Below are 14015 nucleotides of genomic sequence, written 5' to 3'. Positions count from 1 at the left end.
GTTACTCGCCCTGGTACTGCTTTTCTTCGACCAGGGCCGAACCGGCCACGCGGTTGATCTCGTTCTTCACCTGCACGCGCTCGCCATTGGTGCCATAGACACCGCGTGCCAGCTGGATGAAGGCATCGTCGAACACCTGGGCCGCTTCCTTGTCGCGCAGCTGGTCCTGGATGTCCCACATGCGCTCGTTGATCACCTTCAGCTGCTGCTTCAGCGCGGCCAGTGCCGGTTGTGCGTGCAGCAGCTGCTGCAGCAACGGCAGCAGGCCGTCCAGCTCGGTGCGGACGTTGGCCAGCTTGGCGGCATCGTCGATGCGCTCGGCCTTGATCTCGAGAATGGTGATCTTGTCGATCAGCTCGCCGATCGATACCGGAGTCAGGATGGCGTCCACGCGGTTGGTTCCTGGAAACAGGGCGCCATGATACCGCGCTGCTGGCATTGGCCGCAGTCCACGGGATTTACGCCGAATTTGCGCCACGGGCCCGGCAGCACCCTCGATCCGTTACGGCCCTCGCCTCGACACTGCGTTCCCGGCGGCGTGACCGCCTTCGACGAGGAACACAGTGCAGTGAACAGCAAGGGGATGATGGCGGCGCTGGTGGCCGCCCTGGCAGGGCTGCTCGGGATCGGCAGCGCGCAGGCACAGGTGCAGGTCAGTGGCAGTGCGGCGTTGACCAGTGACTACGTATGGCGCGGCAGCTCGCAGAGCGACGGCGACCCGGCGGTGCAGGCCGGCGCGAAGGTCTCGATCCCAGCGGGCTGGTACGCCAGCGTGTGGGGGTCCAACGTTTCGTTCAAGCCGGACAATGGCGCGCGCAGCGAGTTCGACCTGGTGACGGGCTGGTCCGGCGCACTGGCACCGGACTGGAGCCTGGATGCCAACCTGACCCGTTACGTGTACCCGGGCACCGGCCGCGCGCTGGACTGGACCGAGCTCAACACCACGGTGACCTGGAAGCAGCGCGCCTGGCTGCAGGTCGCCCATTCCAACGATGCGTTGGCCGGTGGCCATCGCGGTACCTATGCCCAGCTGGGTGTGCGTGTGCCGTTGCACGAACGCCTCCGCCTGGAAGCAGCGGTGGGCCAGTACTGGCTGGCCACCGCCCAGGGCCCGGACTACCTGCATGGGCAGCTCAGTGCCATCGCCTCGCTGACCCCGGCATGGGAACTGCGCGCCACCGTGCATGGCACGGACAACGCAGCCAAGCGCCTGTTCCCCGGCAACGCCGGTGGGCGATGGGAGCTGGCGCTGCAGGGCAGCTTCTAGTCGGCCAGCGACGCCTGGCGCGCGCGCAGCGCGCCGGGCAGCCACAGCAGCAGGGCCAGCGCAGCCACGGCAGCGCCGGCCACGCATACGCCGGTCCAGCCGAAGCGCTGGTAGACCTGCGCAGACAGCAGCGAACCCAGCGAACCACCGATGAAATAGCCGGTCATGTAGCCGGCATTGAGGCGGTTGCGTGCCGCCGGTTGCAGTGCGTAGATCAGGTTCTGGTTGCTGACGTGCAACAGCTGTGCGGCCAGGTCCAGTACCACCACGCCCACCAGCAATGCCAGCAGCGAGTGTGCGGACAGCCCCAGCGGCAGCCACGACAGCAGCAAAAGCAGCAGTGCAATGGCGGTGGCACGCCCGGTCTGGCCACGGTCGGACATGCGGCCAGCCAGGCCGGCCGCCAGCGTACCGGCCGCACCGACCAGCCCGAACAGGCCGATGGTGGCGTCGCTGTAGGCATACGGCGGCTGTGCCAGCAGGAACGCGAGCGGGGTCCAGAAGATCGCGAACATGGCGAAGCTGCAGGCGCCCAGCAGCGTGCGCTGGCGCAGCACCGGTTCCTGCACGAACAGCACGCCGATCGAGCGCAGCAATGCGAAATAGCCCAAGCCGGCGCTGTGGTGGAATCGCGGCAGACCGCGCTGCAATGCCAGTGCGGTCAGCACCAGGGTGGCAGCGGCGATCGCATACACCAGGCGCCAGTCGCCCAGGCTGGAAAGCAGGCCGGCCACGGTGCGCGCCAGCAGAATGCCCAGCAGCAGGCCACTCATCAGCGTGCCGACCACGCGACCGCGATGTTCCGGCGCGGCCAGCGTGGCCGCGAACGGCACCAGCACCTGGGCGACCACGGAGAACAGGCCGGTGATGGCGGTGCCCACCAGCAGCCAGGTCAGTGACGGTGCGCAGGCACTGATCACCAGTCCGCCGGCCGACAGCAGGCTCATCACCACGATCAGGCGGCGGCGTTCGAACAGGTCTCCCAGCGGCACCAGCAGGATCAGTCCGGCGGCATAGCTCAGCTGTGCCGCAGTGACCACCATGCCGACCTGGCCGAACGGCACACCGAAGGCATCGGCAATGGTGTGCAGCAGTGGCTGCGCATAGTAGTTGCTGGCCACGGCCACGCCGGTAGCCACGGACATCAGCAGCACCTGCCAGCGGTGCAGAGGGGGGAGGGACGGGCTCACGCGGTGATCCAGGAAGCGGGGGGCACAGTGTCCACCTGCTGCGGCCATGATGGAAATGAATCATCATCATCCATGCCATCTGGAAACGAGATAGTTGGATGAATCTCAAGCAGCTCGAATTTGCCGTTGCCCTGGCCGAAGAGGGCAATTTCACCCGTGCCGCCGAACGCTGCCATGTGGTGCAGTCCGCGTTGAGCCACCAGATTGCCCACCTGGAGCAGGAACTGGGCACGCCGCTGTTCGAGCGCCTGCCGCGGCAGGTGAGGGCGACGGCAGCGGGTGAGGCGCTGCTGGTGCACGCACGCCAGGTGCTGGTCAGCCTGCGCCACCTGCGCGCCGACGTGGCCGCGGTCAGTGGCGAGGTGCGCGGGCTGCTGGCGATCGGGCAGATCTCCTCGCTGACCGATATCGATGTGGTGGCGATGCTGGCCGCGTTCCAGCAGGCGCACCCGCAGGTGGAATTCCAGTTGCGGGTGGACAAGAGCGAGGACCTGATCGCGCAGGTGCAGTCGCGTGACCTGGATGTTGCACTGGTGGGGTTGGCGCCCTCGGCCGGCCTGGACGGGGTCTGCCACCAGATGCTGCAGGAAGAAGACCTGGTGGCGGTGCTGGCCCCCTCGCATCGGCTGGCTAGGCGCAAGCGGCTGCCATTGACCGAACTGCAGGACGAGGCGCTGGTCGACTTCCCGCGCGGCACCGGTGCGCGGCGGCAGACCGACGATGCTTTCGTCGCCGCTGGCCTGCCGCACACAGTGCGTTTCGAGGTCAACCTGATGGAACTGGTCGAGCGCTTCGTCCGCCATGGTCTGGCGGTTGGCATCGTGCCGGCGCTGATCGCCGAAGGCTTCCAGGGCGTGGTGCGGATTCCGCTGCAGCCAACCCCGACCCGCCGCGTGCACCTGGTCTGGCAGCGGCTGCCGACACCGGCGGCGCGGGCGTTCGTCGAGGCCGTGCTCAGCCGCGCAAGCGCAGGCTCAGGCCCTTGAGGAAGTTGCGCAGCATCTGGTCCAGGCAACGCCGGTAGTTGGTGTGCCCGGGCTGGCGGAACAGCGCACCGACTTCCGACTTGGAGACGTTGAAACCGGCGCTGGCGAAGATCTCCATCAGATCGACGTCGCGCAGCTGGAACGCCACGCGCAGCTTCTTCAGCACCAGGTTGTTGTCGATGCGGGTTTCCACCGCGCGCTGCGGCTGGCTCTCGTCGCGACCGCGCAGGTGCACGATCAGGCCATCGAGGAAGTGCGCCAGCGCGCTGTCGCTCATCGCTTCGAAACCGGCTTCGTCCTCGCGGCGCAGCCAGGCCTTCACCTGTTCGGGATCCACGGCGAAGGCCGGGTCGGCCATCTGGCACAGGGTCACCACGTGGTGGTCGCCCAGGTCCAGGGAATAGCGCACGCTGCGCAGGACATCGTTGTTGATCATGGCCCATTGTACCGGCCCCTGGCGTGTCACCGGACTGTCATCGAACTGCAGCATCGTGGGCACTCGTTCGCTGAGACCCTTGCATGCGCCGGTATCTGTTTTCCGCACTGCTGCTCGCCAGCAGCTTCGCTGCCTTCGCCCAGGACCGCTTCGTACCCGTCGAGCGGCGCCTGAGTGCATCCCAACTGGCCGAGGTCGGGCTCAGCCCAGCGCAGTTGCAGGCGCTGAACCGGGTACTGCGCGAGGCAGAGCGCGCGGCCACCGGGCCGACGGCAGCGGTGGCCCCCGCCGCTGCGCCGCTGCCTGCCAATGTGCCGGCACCGGCAGCAATGCATCTGGGCCTGGAAGAAGGACCGGTCAATGCACGCGTGGTCGGAGAGGTCGCAGGCTGGCAGCCCGGCACGCTGTTCACCCTTGATAACGGCCAGCAATGGCAGGTGATGAAGGGGCAGATGAAGCTGCGCAAGGTGCTGCAGTCGCCGCAGATCGCCGTTGTTCCAGGAATTGCCGGGCGCTGGTTCCTGCAGGTCGACGAAGACCTGCCCAAGGCCAGAGTGTTTCGCGTGCGTTGAGCCGGGGGGACGGCAGGACGGCGGGCAACTCAGGACGGGCCGGGAATGCCAGAATGGGCGTCCGGTTTTTCCCCCTGGAGTTGCCTGATGACCCGCACTGTCCTGATTACCGGCGCCACGTCCGGCTTCGGCGCCGCCGCCGTCCACCGCTTCGCCCAGGCCGGCTGGAAAGTGATCGCCACGGGCCGCCGCGGCGAACGCCTGCAGCCGCTGGTCGATCGCTACGGCAAGGACGTGGTGCATGCCGCCGCCTTCGACATCCGCGATCCGGTTGCGATGGAAGCGGCGCTGCTGGCACTGCCGCCCGCCTTTGGCGAGATCGATCTGCTGGTCAACAACGCCGGCCTGGCGCAGGGCACCGCGCCGGCACAGAGCGCCAAGTTGTCGGACTGGACCACGATGATCGACACCAACATCACCGCGCTGGTGACCCTGACCCACCGCCTGCTGCCGCAGCTGGTGGAGCGCAAGGGCGCGATCATCAACATCTCGTCGGTGGCCGGCGTCTACCCGTACCCGGGTGGCAACGCCTACGGTGGCACCAAGGCTTTCGTCAGCCAGTTCTCGCTGGGCCTGCGTTCGGACCTGCACGGTACCGGCGTGCGCGTGACCACGATCGAACCAGGCATGGCTGAAACCGAGTTCACCGTGGTGCGTACCCACGGCGACCAGGCGGCGTCGGACAAGCTCTACAACGGCGCCAACCCGATGACCGCCGAAGACATCGCCGAACAGATCTTCTGGGTGGCCAGCCTGCCGCCGCACCTGAACATCAATCGCCTGGAACTGATGCCGGTGAGCCAGTCCTTCGCCGGTTTCCAGGTCGCCCGCGAAGGCTGACCGCCGTTTGTAGAGTCGAGCATGGCTCGACTCTGCAGAAACAAGAAAAAGCCGGGCAATGCCCGGCTTTTTCATTCACAGCGGCAGGCTTACTGGGCCTTGATCGCCATCGCCTGCAGGCCGGTGCCATCCAGCTTCTGCTTGGCCTCGGACAGTTCACCGGCACTGCCATACGGCCCCATGCGCACGCGGTACACGGTCTTGCCGTTGATCTGTGCTGACTCCACGCGTGCCGCAAGTCCCATCATCGCCAGCTTGGCCTTGGTTGCTTCGGCATCGCCGGAGGCGCCGAAGGCGCCTGCCTGCAGGATATAGCGGGCGTTGTCGGCGGCCGCCGGAGCGGCTGTGGCCGGGGTACCCGCCGTTGCCGTTGCGGTTTCCGCGCGCGCTGCCGGCGTGGCGGCGGCGGTGCTGGTCGAGGCCGTGCTGGCCGGCGGCGTTGCCGCAGCCGGACGTTCACTCAGCGGTGCCGGCAGCGGACGGCTGGTGGCGGTCACCTGCGCGGTGCTGGACACGCTGGCGGTGGCCGCCGGTGCCGGTGCGGTCGTGGTCGCCGGCGGAACCGGCTTGCCTTCCAGTGCCGCCTGCGCGCGCTGCGCTTCGGCCTTGGCCCGGCGCTGGTCTTCGGCACGCGCGCTGGCGGCCAGTTCGGCGTCGGACATCTCGACTTCCTTGCCCGGCAGCAGGGTGTAGAAGTCGTACTGGGTGGCGGCCGGCTTTTCCGGTTCGGCCGGCTTCGGCGCAGCCGGCTGCGCGGCCGGCTGGGTACCGACATCGCTGTCGGCATCGGCGACCGGGGCCGGCTGCGCGTTCGGGTTCGGCTGCGGACCGGCGCGCAGGAAGCCATCGCCCTCGCCCTTGAACAGGTTCGGCGCCGCCAGGAACACCACGGCCGCGATCGCTACACCGGCCACCAGCCACACCCATCCGGGGGTGCCCTGGCTGCCGCTGTTGCGTCGTGCCTGGCTTTTGCCGCGTCGTGCTGCCATGTGTACTGCGTCTCCTGATGCTTACATTTTTTCCGGGGCGCTGACGCCCAGGAGTTCGAGGCCATTGGCCAGTACCTGGCGCGCCGCACAGGCCAGGGTCAGTTTGGCGTTGCGATCGGCGGCATCTTCCACCAGTACCGGCGTCCCGTGATACCACGTGTGGAACGCATGCGCCAATTCACGCAGGTACTGCGCCACCAGATGCGGTTCCAGCGCCACGCCGGCCGCTTCCACCACTTCCGGATAGCGCGAGATCTCGTTCATCAGCAGCAGCGAGGCATCGTCGGCCAGGCGGCCGAGGTTGGCCAGGCCGTTGCCCTGCTCGTACACCAGGCCCTTCTCCTGCGCCTGGCGCAGCAGGCTGCAGACGCGGGCATGCGCGTACTGCACGTAGAACACCGGGTTGTCGTTGCTCTGCTGGCGGGCCAGGTCGATGTCGAAGGTCAGCTGCGAATCGGGCTTGCGCGCGATCAGGAACCAGCGGGTGGCATCGCGGCCGGCTTCCTCGATCAGGTCGCGCAGGGTGAAGTAGCTGCCGGCACGCTTGGACAGCTTCACTTCCTCGCCGCCACGCATGACGGTGACCATCTGGTGCAGCACGTATTCCGGCCAGCCCTGCGGGATGCCCACTTCCATCGCCTGCAGGCCGGCGCGCACGCGGGCCAGCGAGCCGTGGTGGTCGGCGCCCAGCTCGGTGATCGCGCGCTCGTAGCCGCGCTGCCACTTGGACAGGTGGTAGGCCACGTCGGGCACGAAGTAGGTGAAGGTGCCGTCGGACTTGCGCATCACGCGGTCCTTGTCGTCACCGAAGTCGGTGCTGCGCAGCCACAGCGCGCCACCTTCTTCATAGGTATGACCCGACGCCTGCAGCTTGGCCACCGCTTCGGCTACCTTGCCGTCGGCGTACAGCGAGCTTTCCAGGAAATAGATGTCGAAGTCGACGCCGAACGCGGCCAGGTCCAGGTTCTGCTCGTTGCGCAGGTAGGCCACGGCGAAGCGGCGGATCGCCTGCATGTCGTCCGGGTCCTTGGCGCCGACCACGGTGCTGCCTTCCAGGTCGACGCTGGCGCCGGCCATGTAGGCGCGTGCGACGTCGGCGATGTACTCACCGCGGTAGCCACCTTCCGGCCAGCCGTCCTGGTCCGGCGCGATGCCCTTGATCCGTGCCTGGGTGGACAGCGCCAGGTTCTCGATCTGCACGCCGGCGTCGTTGTAGTAGAACTCACGCTTGGCGTTCCAGCCGTTGGCATCGAGCACGCGCGCCACGCAGTCGCCGATCGCCGCCGCGCGGCCATGGCCGACATGCAGCGGGCCGGTCGGGTTGGCCGACACGTACTCCACGCCCACCGTGCGGCCATTGCCGGACAGGTTGCGGCCGTAGTCGTGGGCTTCCTTGATGACCGACGCGGCTTCGCGCTGGTACGCGGCCGGGGCCAGGTGGAAGTTGATGAAGCCGGGGCCGGCGATCTCGACCTTGCTCACGTCCTCGCTGCGCGGCAGCGCCTCGACCAGCGCCTGCGCCAGTGCGCGCGGATTGCTGCGCGCGGCCTTGGCCAGCAGCATCGCGGCGTTGGTAGCGAAGTCGCCGTGGTCGCGGGTCTTCGGGCGCTCGACCACGAAGTCCGGCGGCAGGGAGTCGGCGGGCAGGGTGCCATTGGCGCGCAAGGCTTCGATGCCTTGGCTGATCAGGGCGCGGAGGAGATTTTTCACGAGGCCTGCTGTGAGAATGAGCGGCGGAATCGCCCATTTTAGCGCAGATACCCGCGCCCACGCTGACCAGAACATGCCTGTGGGGGCGGCCGATGGCGCCTGAACGGCCGCGCTCAGCCGAACAGCCGCGGCTGGGGCGGGGATAGCAGACCCCGTTCAGCAAATGAAACGGGACGGCCCTCGCCCACCACGAAGTGGTCCAGCAGGCGCACGTCCACCATCGCCAGCGCCTGCTGCAGTTCGTCGGTGATGCGGGTATCGGCGCTGGAGGGTTCCGGATCGCCCGAAGGGTGGTTGTGGCTGAGGATCACCGCCGCCGCGTTGTGCAGCAGGGCGCGCCGCACCACTTCGCGGGGGTAGACCGGTGCGGCGTTGATGGTGCCGTGGAACAGCTCTTCACAGGCGATCAGGCGGTGGCGGTTGTCCAGGAACAGGGCCATGAAGACCTCGCGGGCCTGGCCACGCAGCCGGTGCTGCAGGTAGCGGCCGACCGCCGCCGGATTGTTGCCAACCGCCTCGCCGTGCTCCAGCTCAGCCGCCAGGTAGCGATGGGCCAGTTCCAGCCCGGCAGCAAGCGTGCAACTGCGTGCCGGGCCGAGCCCGGGCAGGCGGGCGAGCTCGGCGGCGGGGCGGTCGAGCAGTACCCTCAACGGGCCGTGCGCCTGCAGCAGGTCGCGCGCGGTCTGCACGGCATCGCGGCCACCGAACCCGGATCCGAGAAACAGGGCCAGCAGTTCGGCGTCGGAAAGTGCCGTGGGCCCGCGCGCGATCAGCTTCTCGCGGGGGCGTTCCTGTTCGGGCCAGTCATGGATGGGCATGGCCCATCATCGCCAGACCTTGCGGTGGCTCCCATCGGGGCATGCCGCGGACTGGGGTCGGAGGTTGCCTCAGCCGCGCCGGGTCTGCAGGTAGTCGAACAGTTCCTGGTTGTTCTGCAGGCCCAGCTTGCGCTTGGCTTCGGCCTTCTGCCGGCTGATGGTCTTCGGGCTGCGCCCGCAGCGCTCGGCAACTTCGTTCACGCTGAGGCCGGCTGCCAGCAGCTCCAGCACTTCCTGTTCGCGTGCCGACAACGGCGCCGGCTGACGCGGAAACAGCAGGTCGCGCGCCTGCAGGTGGTGGCGCAGCTGCTGGGAGACGAATACCTGCCCGGCCAGCGCGGCGTTCAGCGCGTGGGGCAGTTCGGCGAAATCGGCGCACTTGTCGACCAGGCCACTGATACCCTCCCGCAGCAGGCTGTCCAGCAGGCCGGGATGGCGGGCGCCGGTCAGCACCACCACCGGCAGGCCAGGGCGGCGCATGCGCAGCGCGTCGATCAGCTCCGGACCGTCCGGACCGGCGCCCGGCATCGACAGGTCGGTCAGCACCGCATCGCAGTCGTGGTGATCCACCAGCTCCAGCAGCTGGGCGCCGTCGCGCGCACTGCCGACGATGTCCATCAGGTAGGTCTGCAGCACGATACGGATGCCATGCAGGACCACGGGATGGTCGTCGGCGATGATGATGCGCGGATGCACGCGGCTCCTCGAAGGTCGAACAGGCCACGGCGGGCGGCAGCCAATGCCTGATTCTGCAAAAGCGCAGACCCGTAGAGGTATAGGAAAGGTCCGAAACTGATACCGGGTGAATCCCGGGTCAACGGAGACGGACTCCATCTGCTGATAGCCGCCCGCTATGTGCGCCCTGCACCGGGACATTACCGACCATCGGGTAAGCTAGCGCCCTCGTTTGCACAGGAATTCCAGGTGGCTGACTCCCCCAACGCTTCCCCCGCGCCGGCCCGCGCGCTGGAAGGTCAGAAACTGCTGTTGTGCGTCGGAGGCGGGATCGCGGCCTACAAGGCCCTGGAACTGGTGCGGCGCCTGCGCGACGCCGGTGCCCAGGTGCAGGTGGCGATGACCGCCGGAGCACAGCAGTTCGTCACTCCGCTCAGTTTCCAGGCCCTGTCCGGGCAGCCCACCCGCACCACGCTGTGGGACAGCGCCGCCGAACAGGCCATGGGCCACATCGAGCTGGCCCGCTGGGCCGACCGCATCGTGGTCGCCCCGGGTACCGCCGATCTGCTGGCCCGGCTGGCCCAGGGCCACGCCGATGATCTGGTCAGCACCCTGTGCCTGGCCAGTACCGCGCCGCTGACGATCTGCCCGGCGATGAACCACCGCATGTGGCTGCATCCGGCCACCCAGGCCAACATCGCCCTGCTGCGCCAGCGCGGCGCTCAGGTGGTCGGCCCGGTCGACGGTCCGCTGGCCGAAGGCGAATCCGGTCCCGGCCGTCTGGCCGAACCGGGCGACATCGTTGCCGCGCTGGCTGCCAATGGCAGTGCTGCAGCGGCGGTTGTCGCACCGGAAACCCGCGCGCTGCAGGGCCTTCGGCTGCTGATCAGCGCCGGCCCGACCTATGAAGACATCGATCCGGTGCGCTACGTCGGCAACCGCAGCAGCGGCAAGATGGGCTTTGCCCTGGCCGCGGCCGCCGCGACGATGGGCGCCCAGGTGGTGCTGGTCAGCGGCCCGGTACAGCTGCCGACGCCAGCCGGCGTGCAGCGCGTGGACGTGCGCTCGGCCGCGCAGATGCGCGATGCCGTGCTGAAGTCGTTGCCGGCCGACATCTATATCGGTGCCGCCGCGGTGTCCGACTACACGCCACGCCAGGTCGCGCCGCAGAAGCTGAAGAAGACCGCCGACAGCCAGTCGCTGGTGATCGAGCTGGTGCGCACGCCGGACATCCTCGCCGAAGTCGCTGCACAGACGCAGTCGCTGAAGCTGGTGGTCGGCTTCGCCGCCGAGACCCACGACGTGGAGAAATATGCGCGTGGCAAGCTGGTCGACAAGCGCCTGGACCTGGTGATCGCCAACCAGGTCGGCATCAGTGGCGGCGGTTTCGAGAGCGACAACAATGCCGCCACGGCCTTCTGGCAGGACGGTGAACAGGTATTCCCGGCCACCTCCAAGCGCGAGCTGGCCGAACAACTGCTGGCGCTGATCGCGCGGAGACTCCAGGCATGACCCAGGCTTCCACTTCCCAACCGCTGCAGGTCAAGCTGCTTGATCCGCGTTTCGGCGACAGCTGGCCGCTGCCCGCCTACGCCACCGAAGCCAGCGCCGGCATGGACCTGCGCGCGGCGCTGGATACCGCGCTGACCCTGCAGCCGGGCGACACCGCGCTGGTGCCCAGCGGCCTGGCCATCCATATCGCTGATCCGCACCTTTGCGCGGTGATCCTGCCGCGTTCCGGGCTGGGCCACCGCCACGGCATCGTGCTCGGCAACGGCACCGGCCTGATCGACGCCGATTACCAGGGCCCGTTGCTGATCAGCGTCTGGAACCGTGGCCGCGAGGCCTTCACCATCGAGCCGGGCGATCGCATCGCGCAGCTGGTGGTCGTGCCGATTGCCCGCGTCAGCCTGCAGGTGGTGGATACTTTCACCGACAGCGTGCGGGGAACGGGTGGATTCGGCCATACCGGGGTGCGTTGACGGGGGACATTGATGAGCGGCATCGGGGAAGGGCAGCGGGAACGGTCGTTGGGACGCAGTGCGCCACTACTGGGGGTGCTGCTGGTCCTGCTGGCCGGCTGGTTCGGATGGAGCGCGGTGCAGCAATGGCGGCAGGAGGCCAACGGCCAGGCGCTGGAAGAAGCGCGTGACCAGGCCGTGCAGGGCTTGCAGGAGGCCGCAGCCGGCCAGCTGAAGCAGCTGCAGCAGCAGTTGAAGAACGAACGCGTGCAGCAGGCACTGCAGGCCGGTGACGCCGCGGCAGCGGCGCTGGCCGTGCGCGAGAGCTGGACCGGCGTGGAGCAGGCTGACGTGCTGACCGCCGATCTGGCCACGGCCTATGCCGACCCGGCCACCTTCGGCTACGCACGCCTGGCCCTGCTGGAACAAGCGCTGGCCGAGGGCAAGCCTGGCCTGCGCGTGGTGCGCGATGCAGGTGGCAATCGCCTGGGTCTGGCGGCTCCGGTGCAGCTGGGCAGCCTTGGCCCGGCAGTGCTCTACGTGCGCCAGCCATTGCTGCGGCTGACCTCGCCGCTGGACCAGGTGAGCGCCCCGTCCACCGGTTTCCTCGGCCTGCGCCAAGGCACGCATGACCTCGTTGCCCAGGGCGACGCCGGCCTGGCCGAGAGCGCCGAAGCGCTGGCGCGCCCGGTTCCGGGCACGCCGTTGCGGCTGGTGGCCGCCGTACCGAATGTCGAAGCCGGTCCTCTGGGCCTGGGTTCGCTGGCCAGTGCCATCGTCGCGCTGCTGCTGGCGTTCATCGCCGTGCTGCTGGTGGTGGGTCGCGGCCGGCTGCCGAAGTCGCTGCCGTTGCCGCGCCGTGCGGCCGTGGCGGAAGCGGATCATGGCCCGACCCTGAGCGAGAGCCTGCAGATGGCGCCGCCACCGGTGGCCGCCGCCAGCGCCGCGGACACTGCGCCGCCGCCGCCACCGGTCCCTGCCGGGGAACTGGCCGCCGGCATCTTCCGCGCCTACGACATCCGTGGCGTGGTCGGCAGCGAACTGACGCCGAAGACCGCCGCGCTGATCGGCCAGGCCATCGGTACCGTGGCGCTGGAACAGGGCCTGCGCGAGGTGGTGATCGGCCGTGATGGCCGCCTGTCCGGCCCGGAACTGGCTGCGGGATTGGCCGAAGGCCTGCGTCGCACCGGTTGCGCGGTGATCGACATCGGCCTGGCACCGACCCCGGTCGTCTATTACGCCGCCTTCCACCTGCGCACCGGCACCTGCGTGGCGGTCACCGGCAGTCATAACCCGCCCGAGTACAACGGCTTCAAGGTGGTCATCGGCGGCGAGACGCTGTCAGGCGATGCCATCACCGATCTCTACCAGCGCATCGTCGAGGGGCGCCTGGCGCAGGCGGCCGAGCCGGGCGATTACCAGCAGCGCGATGTCAGTGCCGACTACATCCAGCGCATCGCCGACGACGTGCAGCTGGACCGCCCGTTGAAGGTCGTGGCCGATGCCGGCAACGGCGTCGCCGGTGCGCTTGCACCACAGCTGCTGGAAGCCATCGGCGCCGAAGTCATCCCGCTGTACTGCGATGTCGACGGTACCTTCCCCAACCATCATCCCGACCCGAGCGAGCCGGCCAACCTGGAAGACCTGGTGCAGACGGTCAAGCGCTTCGGCGCCGACCTCGGCGTCGCCTTCGATGGCGACGGAGACCGGTTGGGCGTGGTCACCGGCGAAGGCAGGATCATCTATGCCGACCGCCTGCTGATGCTGTTTGCCGCCGATGTGCTGATGCGCAACCCCGGCGCGATGGTGATCTACGACGTGAAGTGCACCGGCAAGCTGTCCGATCACGTGCTGCGCAATGGTGGCAGCCCGTTGATGTGGAAGACCGGGCACTCGCTGATGAAGGCGAAGATGCGCGAGACCGATGCCGAGCTGGCCGGCGAGATGAGCGGCCACTTCTTCTTCAAGGAGCGCTGGTTCGGTTTCGACGATGGCCTGTATGCCGCCGCGCGACTGCTGGAGATCCTGGCGCAGCGCGAGGAAACCCCGGACGAGGTGCTGGCCGAGCTGCCGGAGATGGTGGCCACGCCGGAACTGAAGGTGCCGGTGGCCGAAGGCACGCCTCATGCGCTGGTGGCGATGCTGGTGGCGGCGGCACAGTCGCCGGACAACCCGTATGTGGGCGGCCGCCTGTCGACCATCGACGGCCTGCGCGTGGACTTCCCCGATGGCTGGGGGCTGGTGCGTGCTTCCAATACCACGCCGGTGCTGGTGCTGCGCTTCGAGGGCAACGACGAGGCGGCACTGGAACGCATCCAGGCGTTGTTCCGCAGCCAGCTGCAGCCGGTGCTGGGCGACACCCCGCTGGGGTTCTGAGGTGAGGCCGGGCTGCGCCCGGCACCCGCCGAATCAACGTCAACGTCAACGTCAAAGGCCGGCTATCCGAGGGATGCGGGGTGGGTCCGGTTACGGGGGACGCTGCAAGTACGTCCATGTAAGCTCGGTCGCCGCATCCATGCGGCTCACGCCCCCGCAACCGGACCCACCCCGCCTTCGACAGATTTCCGCGAT

14 protein-coding genes are annotated in these 14015 nt (G+C 68.4%); 7 read left to right on the top strand and 7 right to left on the bottom strand.

Features of this window, described 5'->3' with window-relative positions:
* Nucleotide 1 precedes the first annotated feature (1 nt).
* Nucleotides 2–439 (bottom strand): DUF6165 family protein, encoded by a 438-nt coding sequence (locus AC5P6S_RS15740; protein WP_043035177.1) that lies wholly within the window; start codon nucleotides 437–439, stop codon nucleotides 2–4.
* Nucleotides 440–568: 129 nt separating this feature from the next.
* Between AC5P6S_RS15740 and AC5P6S_RS15735 the strand changes: the two genes are divergently transcribed.
* A complete protein-coding gene (locus tag AC5P6S_RS15735; RefSeq protein ID WP_138970246.1) occupies nucleotides 569–1267 on the top strand; it encodes a TorF family putative porin in 699 nt (232 codons plus the stop codon).
* Here the strand turns inward: AC5P6S_RS15735 and AC5P6S_RS15730 are convergent.
* Nucleotides 1264–2412 carry an MFS transporter gene (locus tag AC5P6S_RS15730; protein WP_219625406.1) on the bottom strand — a complete coding sequence of 383 codons (1149 nt, stop codon included), beginning with the start codon at nucleotides 2410–2412 and terminating at the stop codon, nucleotides 1264–1266. The genes AC5P6S_RS15735 and AC5P6S_RS15730 overlap by 4 nt on opposite strands.
* 143 nt (nucleotides 2413–2555) lie before the next feature.
* Here AC5P6S_RS15730 and AC5P6S_RS15725 point away from each other — a divergent pair, with 143 nt between their 5' ends.
* The gene (locus AC5P6S_RS15725) at nucleotides 2556–3443 is read left to right on the top strand and encodes a LysR family transcriptional regulator (RefSeq protein ID WP_495204665.1); all 888 of its coding nucleotides are present in this window, start codon (nucleotides 2556–2558) and stop codon (nucleotides 3441–3443) included.
* On the opposite strand, the gene AC5P6S_RS15720 is transcribed toward AC5P6S_RS15725, so the two are convergent.
* Nucleotides 3412–3879 (bottom strand): YehS family protein, encoded by a 468-nt coding sequence (locus tag AC5P6S_RS15720; RefSeq protein WP_005411992.1) that lies wholly within the window; start codon nucleotides 3877–3879, stop codon nucleotides 3412–3414. The genes AC5P6S_RS15725 and AC5P6S_RS15720 overlap by 32 nt on opposite strands.
* 83 nt (nucleotides 3880–3962) lie before the next feature.
* On the opposite strand from AC5P6S_RS15720, the gene AC5P6S_RS15715 reads away from it, so the two are divergent.
* Nucleotides 3963–4451: a hypothetical protein gene (locus tag AC5P6S_RS15715; RefSeq protein ID WP_005407755.1), complete on the top strand. Its 489-nt coding sequence runs from the start codon at nucleotides 3963–3965 to the stop codon at nucleotides 4449–4451.
* Between the two features lie 87 nt (nucleotides 4452–4538).
* Complete coding sequence (locus AC5P6S_RS15710; RefSeq protein WP_005411994.1) at nucleotides 4539–5291, top strand: SDR family NAD(P)-dependent oxidoreductase; 753 nt, start codon at nucleotides 4539–4541, stop codon at nucleotides 5289–5291.
* An 89-nt stretch (nucleotides 5292–5380) separates the two neighbouring features.
* On the opposite strand, the gene AC5P6S_RS15705 is transcribed toward AC5P6S_RS15710, so the two are convergent.
* The 4 genes from AC5P6S_RS15705 to AC5P6S_RS15690 form a co-directional block, all read right to left on the bottom strand.
* A complete protein-coding gene (locus AC5P6S_RS15705; RefSeq protein ID WP_005407757.1) occupies nucleotides 5381–6280 on the bottom strand; it encodes an SPOR domain-containing protein in 900 nt (299 codons plus the stop codon).
* A 21-nt stretch (nucleotides 6281–6301) separates the two neighbouring features.
* Nucleotides 6302–7990: an arginine--tRNA ligase gene (gene argS / locus AC5P6S_RS15700; protein WP_012478915.1), complete on the bottom strand. Its 1689-nt coding sequence runs from the start codon at nucleotides 7988–7990 to the stop codon at nucleotides 6302–6304.
* A 113-nt stretch (nucleotides 7991–8103) separates the two neighbouring features.
* The gene (radC, locus tag AC5P6S_RS15695) at nucleotides 8104–8808 is read right to left on the bottom strand and encodes a RadC family protein (protein WP_005407759.1); all 705 of its coding nucleotides are present in this window, start codon (nucleotides 8806–8808) and stop codon (nucleotides 8104–8106) included.
* A 69-nt stretch (nucleotides 8809–8877) separates the two neighbouring features.
* A complete protein-coding gene (locus AC5P6S_RS15690) occupies nucleotides 8878–9504 on the bottom strand; it encodes a response regulator (protein ID WP_033834997.1) in 627 nt (208 codons plus the stop codon).
* A 228-nt stretch (nucleotides 9505–9732) separates the two neighbouring features.
* Between AC5P6S_RS15690 and coaBC the strand changes: the two genes are divergently transcribed.
* The 3 genes from coaBC to AC5P6S_RS15675 are packed head-to-tail and all read left to right on the top strand — an operon-like array spanning nucleotide 9733 to nucleotide 13820.
* On the top strand, nucleotides 9733–10995 hold the full coding sequence (gene coaBC, locus AC5P6S_RS15685) for a bifunctional phosphopantothenoylcysteine decarboxylase/phosphopantothenate--cysteine ligase CoaBC (RefSeq protein ID WP_049449536.1): 1263 nt from the start codon (nucleotides 9733–9735) through the stop codon (nucleotides 10993–10995).
* Nucleotides 10992–11465 (top strand): dUTP diphosphatase, encoded by a 474-nt coding sequence (gene dut, locus AC5P6S_RS15680; protein WP_005407763.1) that lies wholly within the window; start codon nucleotides 10992–10994, stop codon nucleotides 11463–11465. The genes coaBC and dut overlap by 4 nt, the downstream gene beginning before the upstream one ends.
* Nucleotides 11466–11477: 12 nt before the next feature.
* Nucleotides 11478–13820 carry a phosphomannomutase/phosphoglucomutase gene (locus tag AC5P6S_RS15675; RefSeq protein WP_005407764.1) on the top strand — a complete coding sequence of 781 codons (2343 nt, stop codon included), beginning with the start codon at nucleotides 11478–11480 and terminating at the stop codon, nucleotides 13818–13820.
* Nucleotides 13821–14015: the final 195 nt, after the last annotated feature.

It is taken from the genome of Stenotrophomonas sp. YJH_SMC_119, from assembly GCF_059368315.1.
Note: the sequence above shows the minus strand (reverse complement) of the source record. Positions and strands in the feature narration are given on the sequence as shown.

Bases quoted from the DNA above. Each gene is read 5' to 3' on its own strand.
- AC5P6S_RS15740 (WP_043035177.1), bottom strand. From the start codon at position 439: ATGCCAGCAGCGCGGTATCATGGCGCCCTGTTTCCAGGAACCAACCGC.
- AC5P6S_RS15730 (WP_219625406.1), bottom strand. From the start codon at position 2,412: ATGTCCGTGGCTACCGGCGTGGCCGTGGCCAGCAACTACTATGCGCAG.
- AC5P6S_RS15725 (WP_495204665.1), top strand. From the start codon at position 2,556: ATGAATCTCAAGCAGCTCGAATTTGCCGTTGCCCTGGCCGAAGAGGGC.
- AC5P6S_RS15720 (WP_005411992.1), bottom strand. From the start codon at position 3,879: ATGATCAACAACGATGTCCTGCGCAGCGTGCGCTATTCCCTGGACCTG.
- AC5P6S_RS15715 (WP_005407755.1), top strand. From the start codon at position 3,963: ATGCGCCGGTATCTGTTTTCCGCACTGCTGCTCGCCAGCAGCTTCGCT.
- AC5P6S_RS15710 (WP_005411994.1), top strand. From the start codon at position 4,539: ATGACCCGCACTGTCCTGATTACCGGCGCCACGTCCGGCTTCGGCGCC.
- AC5P6S_RS15705 (WP_005407757.1), bottom strand. From the start codon at position 6,280: ATGGCAGCACGACGCGGCAAAAGCCAGGCACGACGCAACAGCGGCAGC.
- radC (WP_005407759.1), bottom strand. From the start codon at position 8,808: ATGCCCATCCATGACTGGCCCGAACAGGAACGCCCCCGCGAGAAGCTG.
- dut (WP_005407763.1), top strand. From the start codon at position 10,992: ATGACCCAGGCTTCCACTTCCCAACCGCTGCAGGTCAAGCTGCTTGAT.
- AC5P6S_RS15675 (WP_005407764.1), top strand. From the start codon at position 11,478: ATGAGCGGCATCGGGGAAGGGCAGCGGGAACGGTCGTTGGGACGCAGT.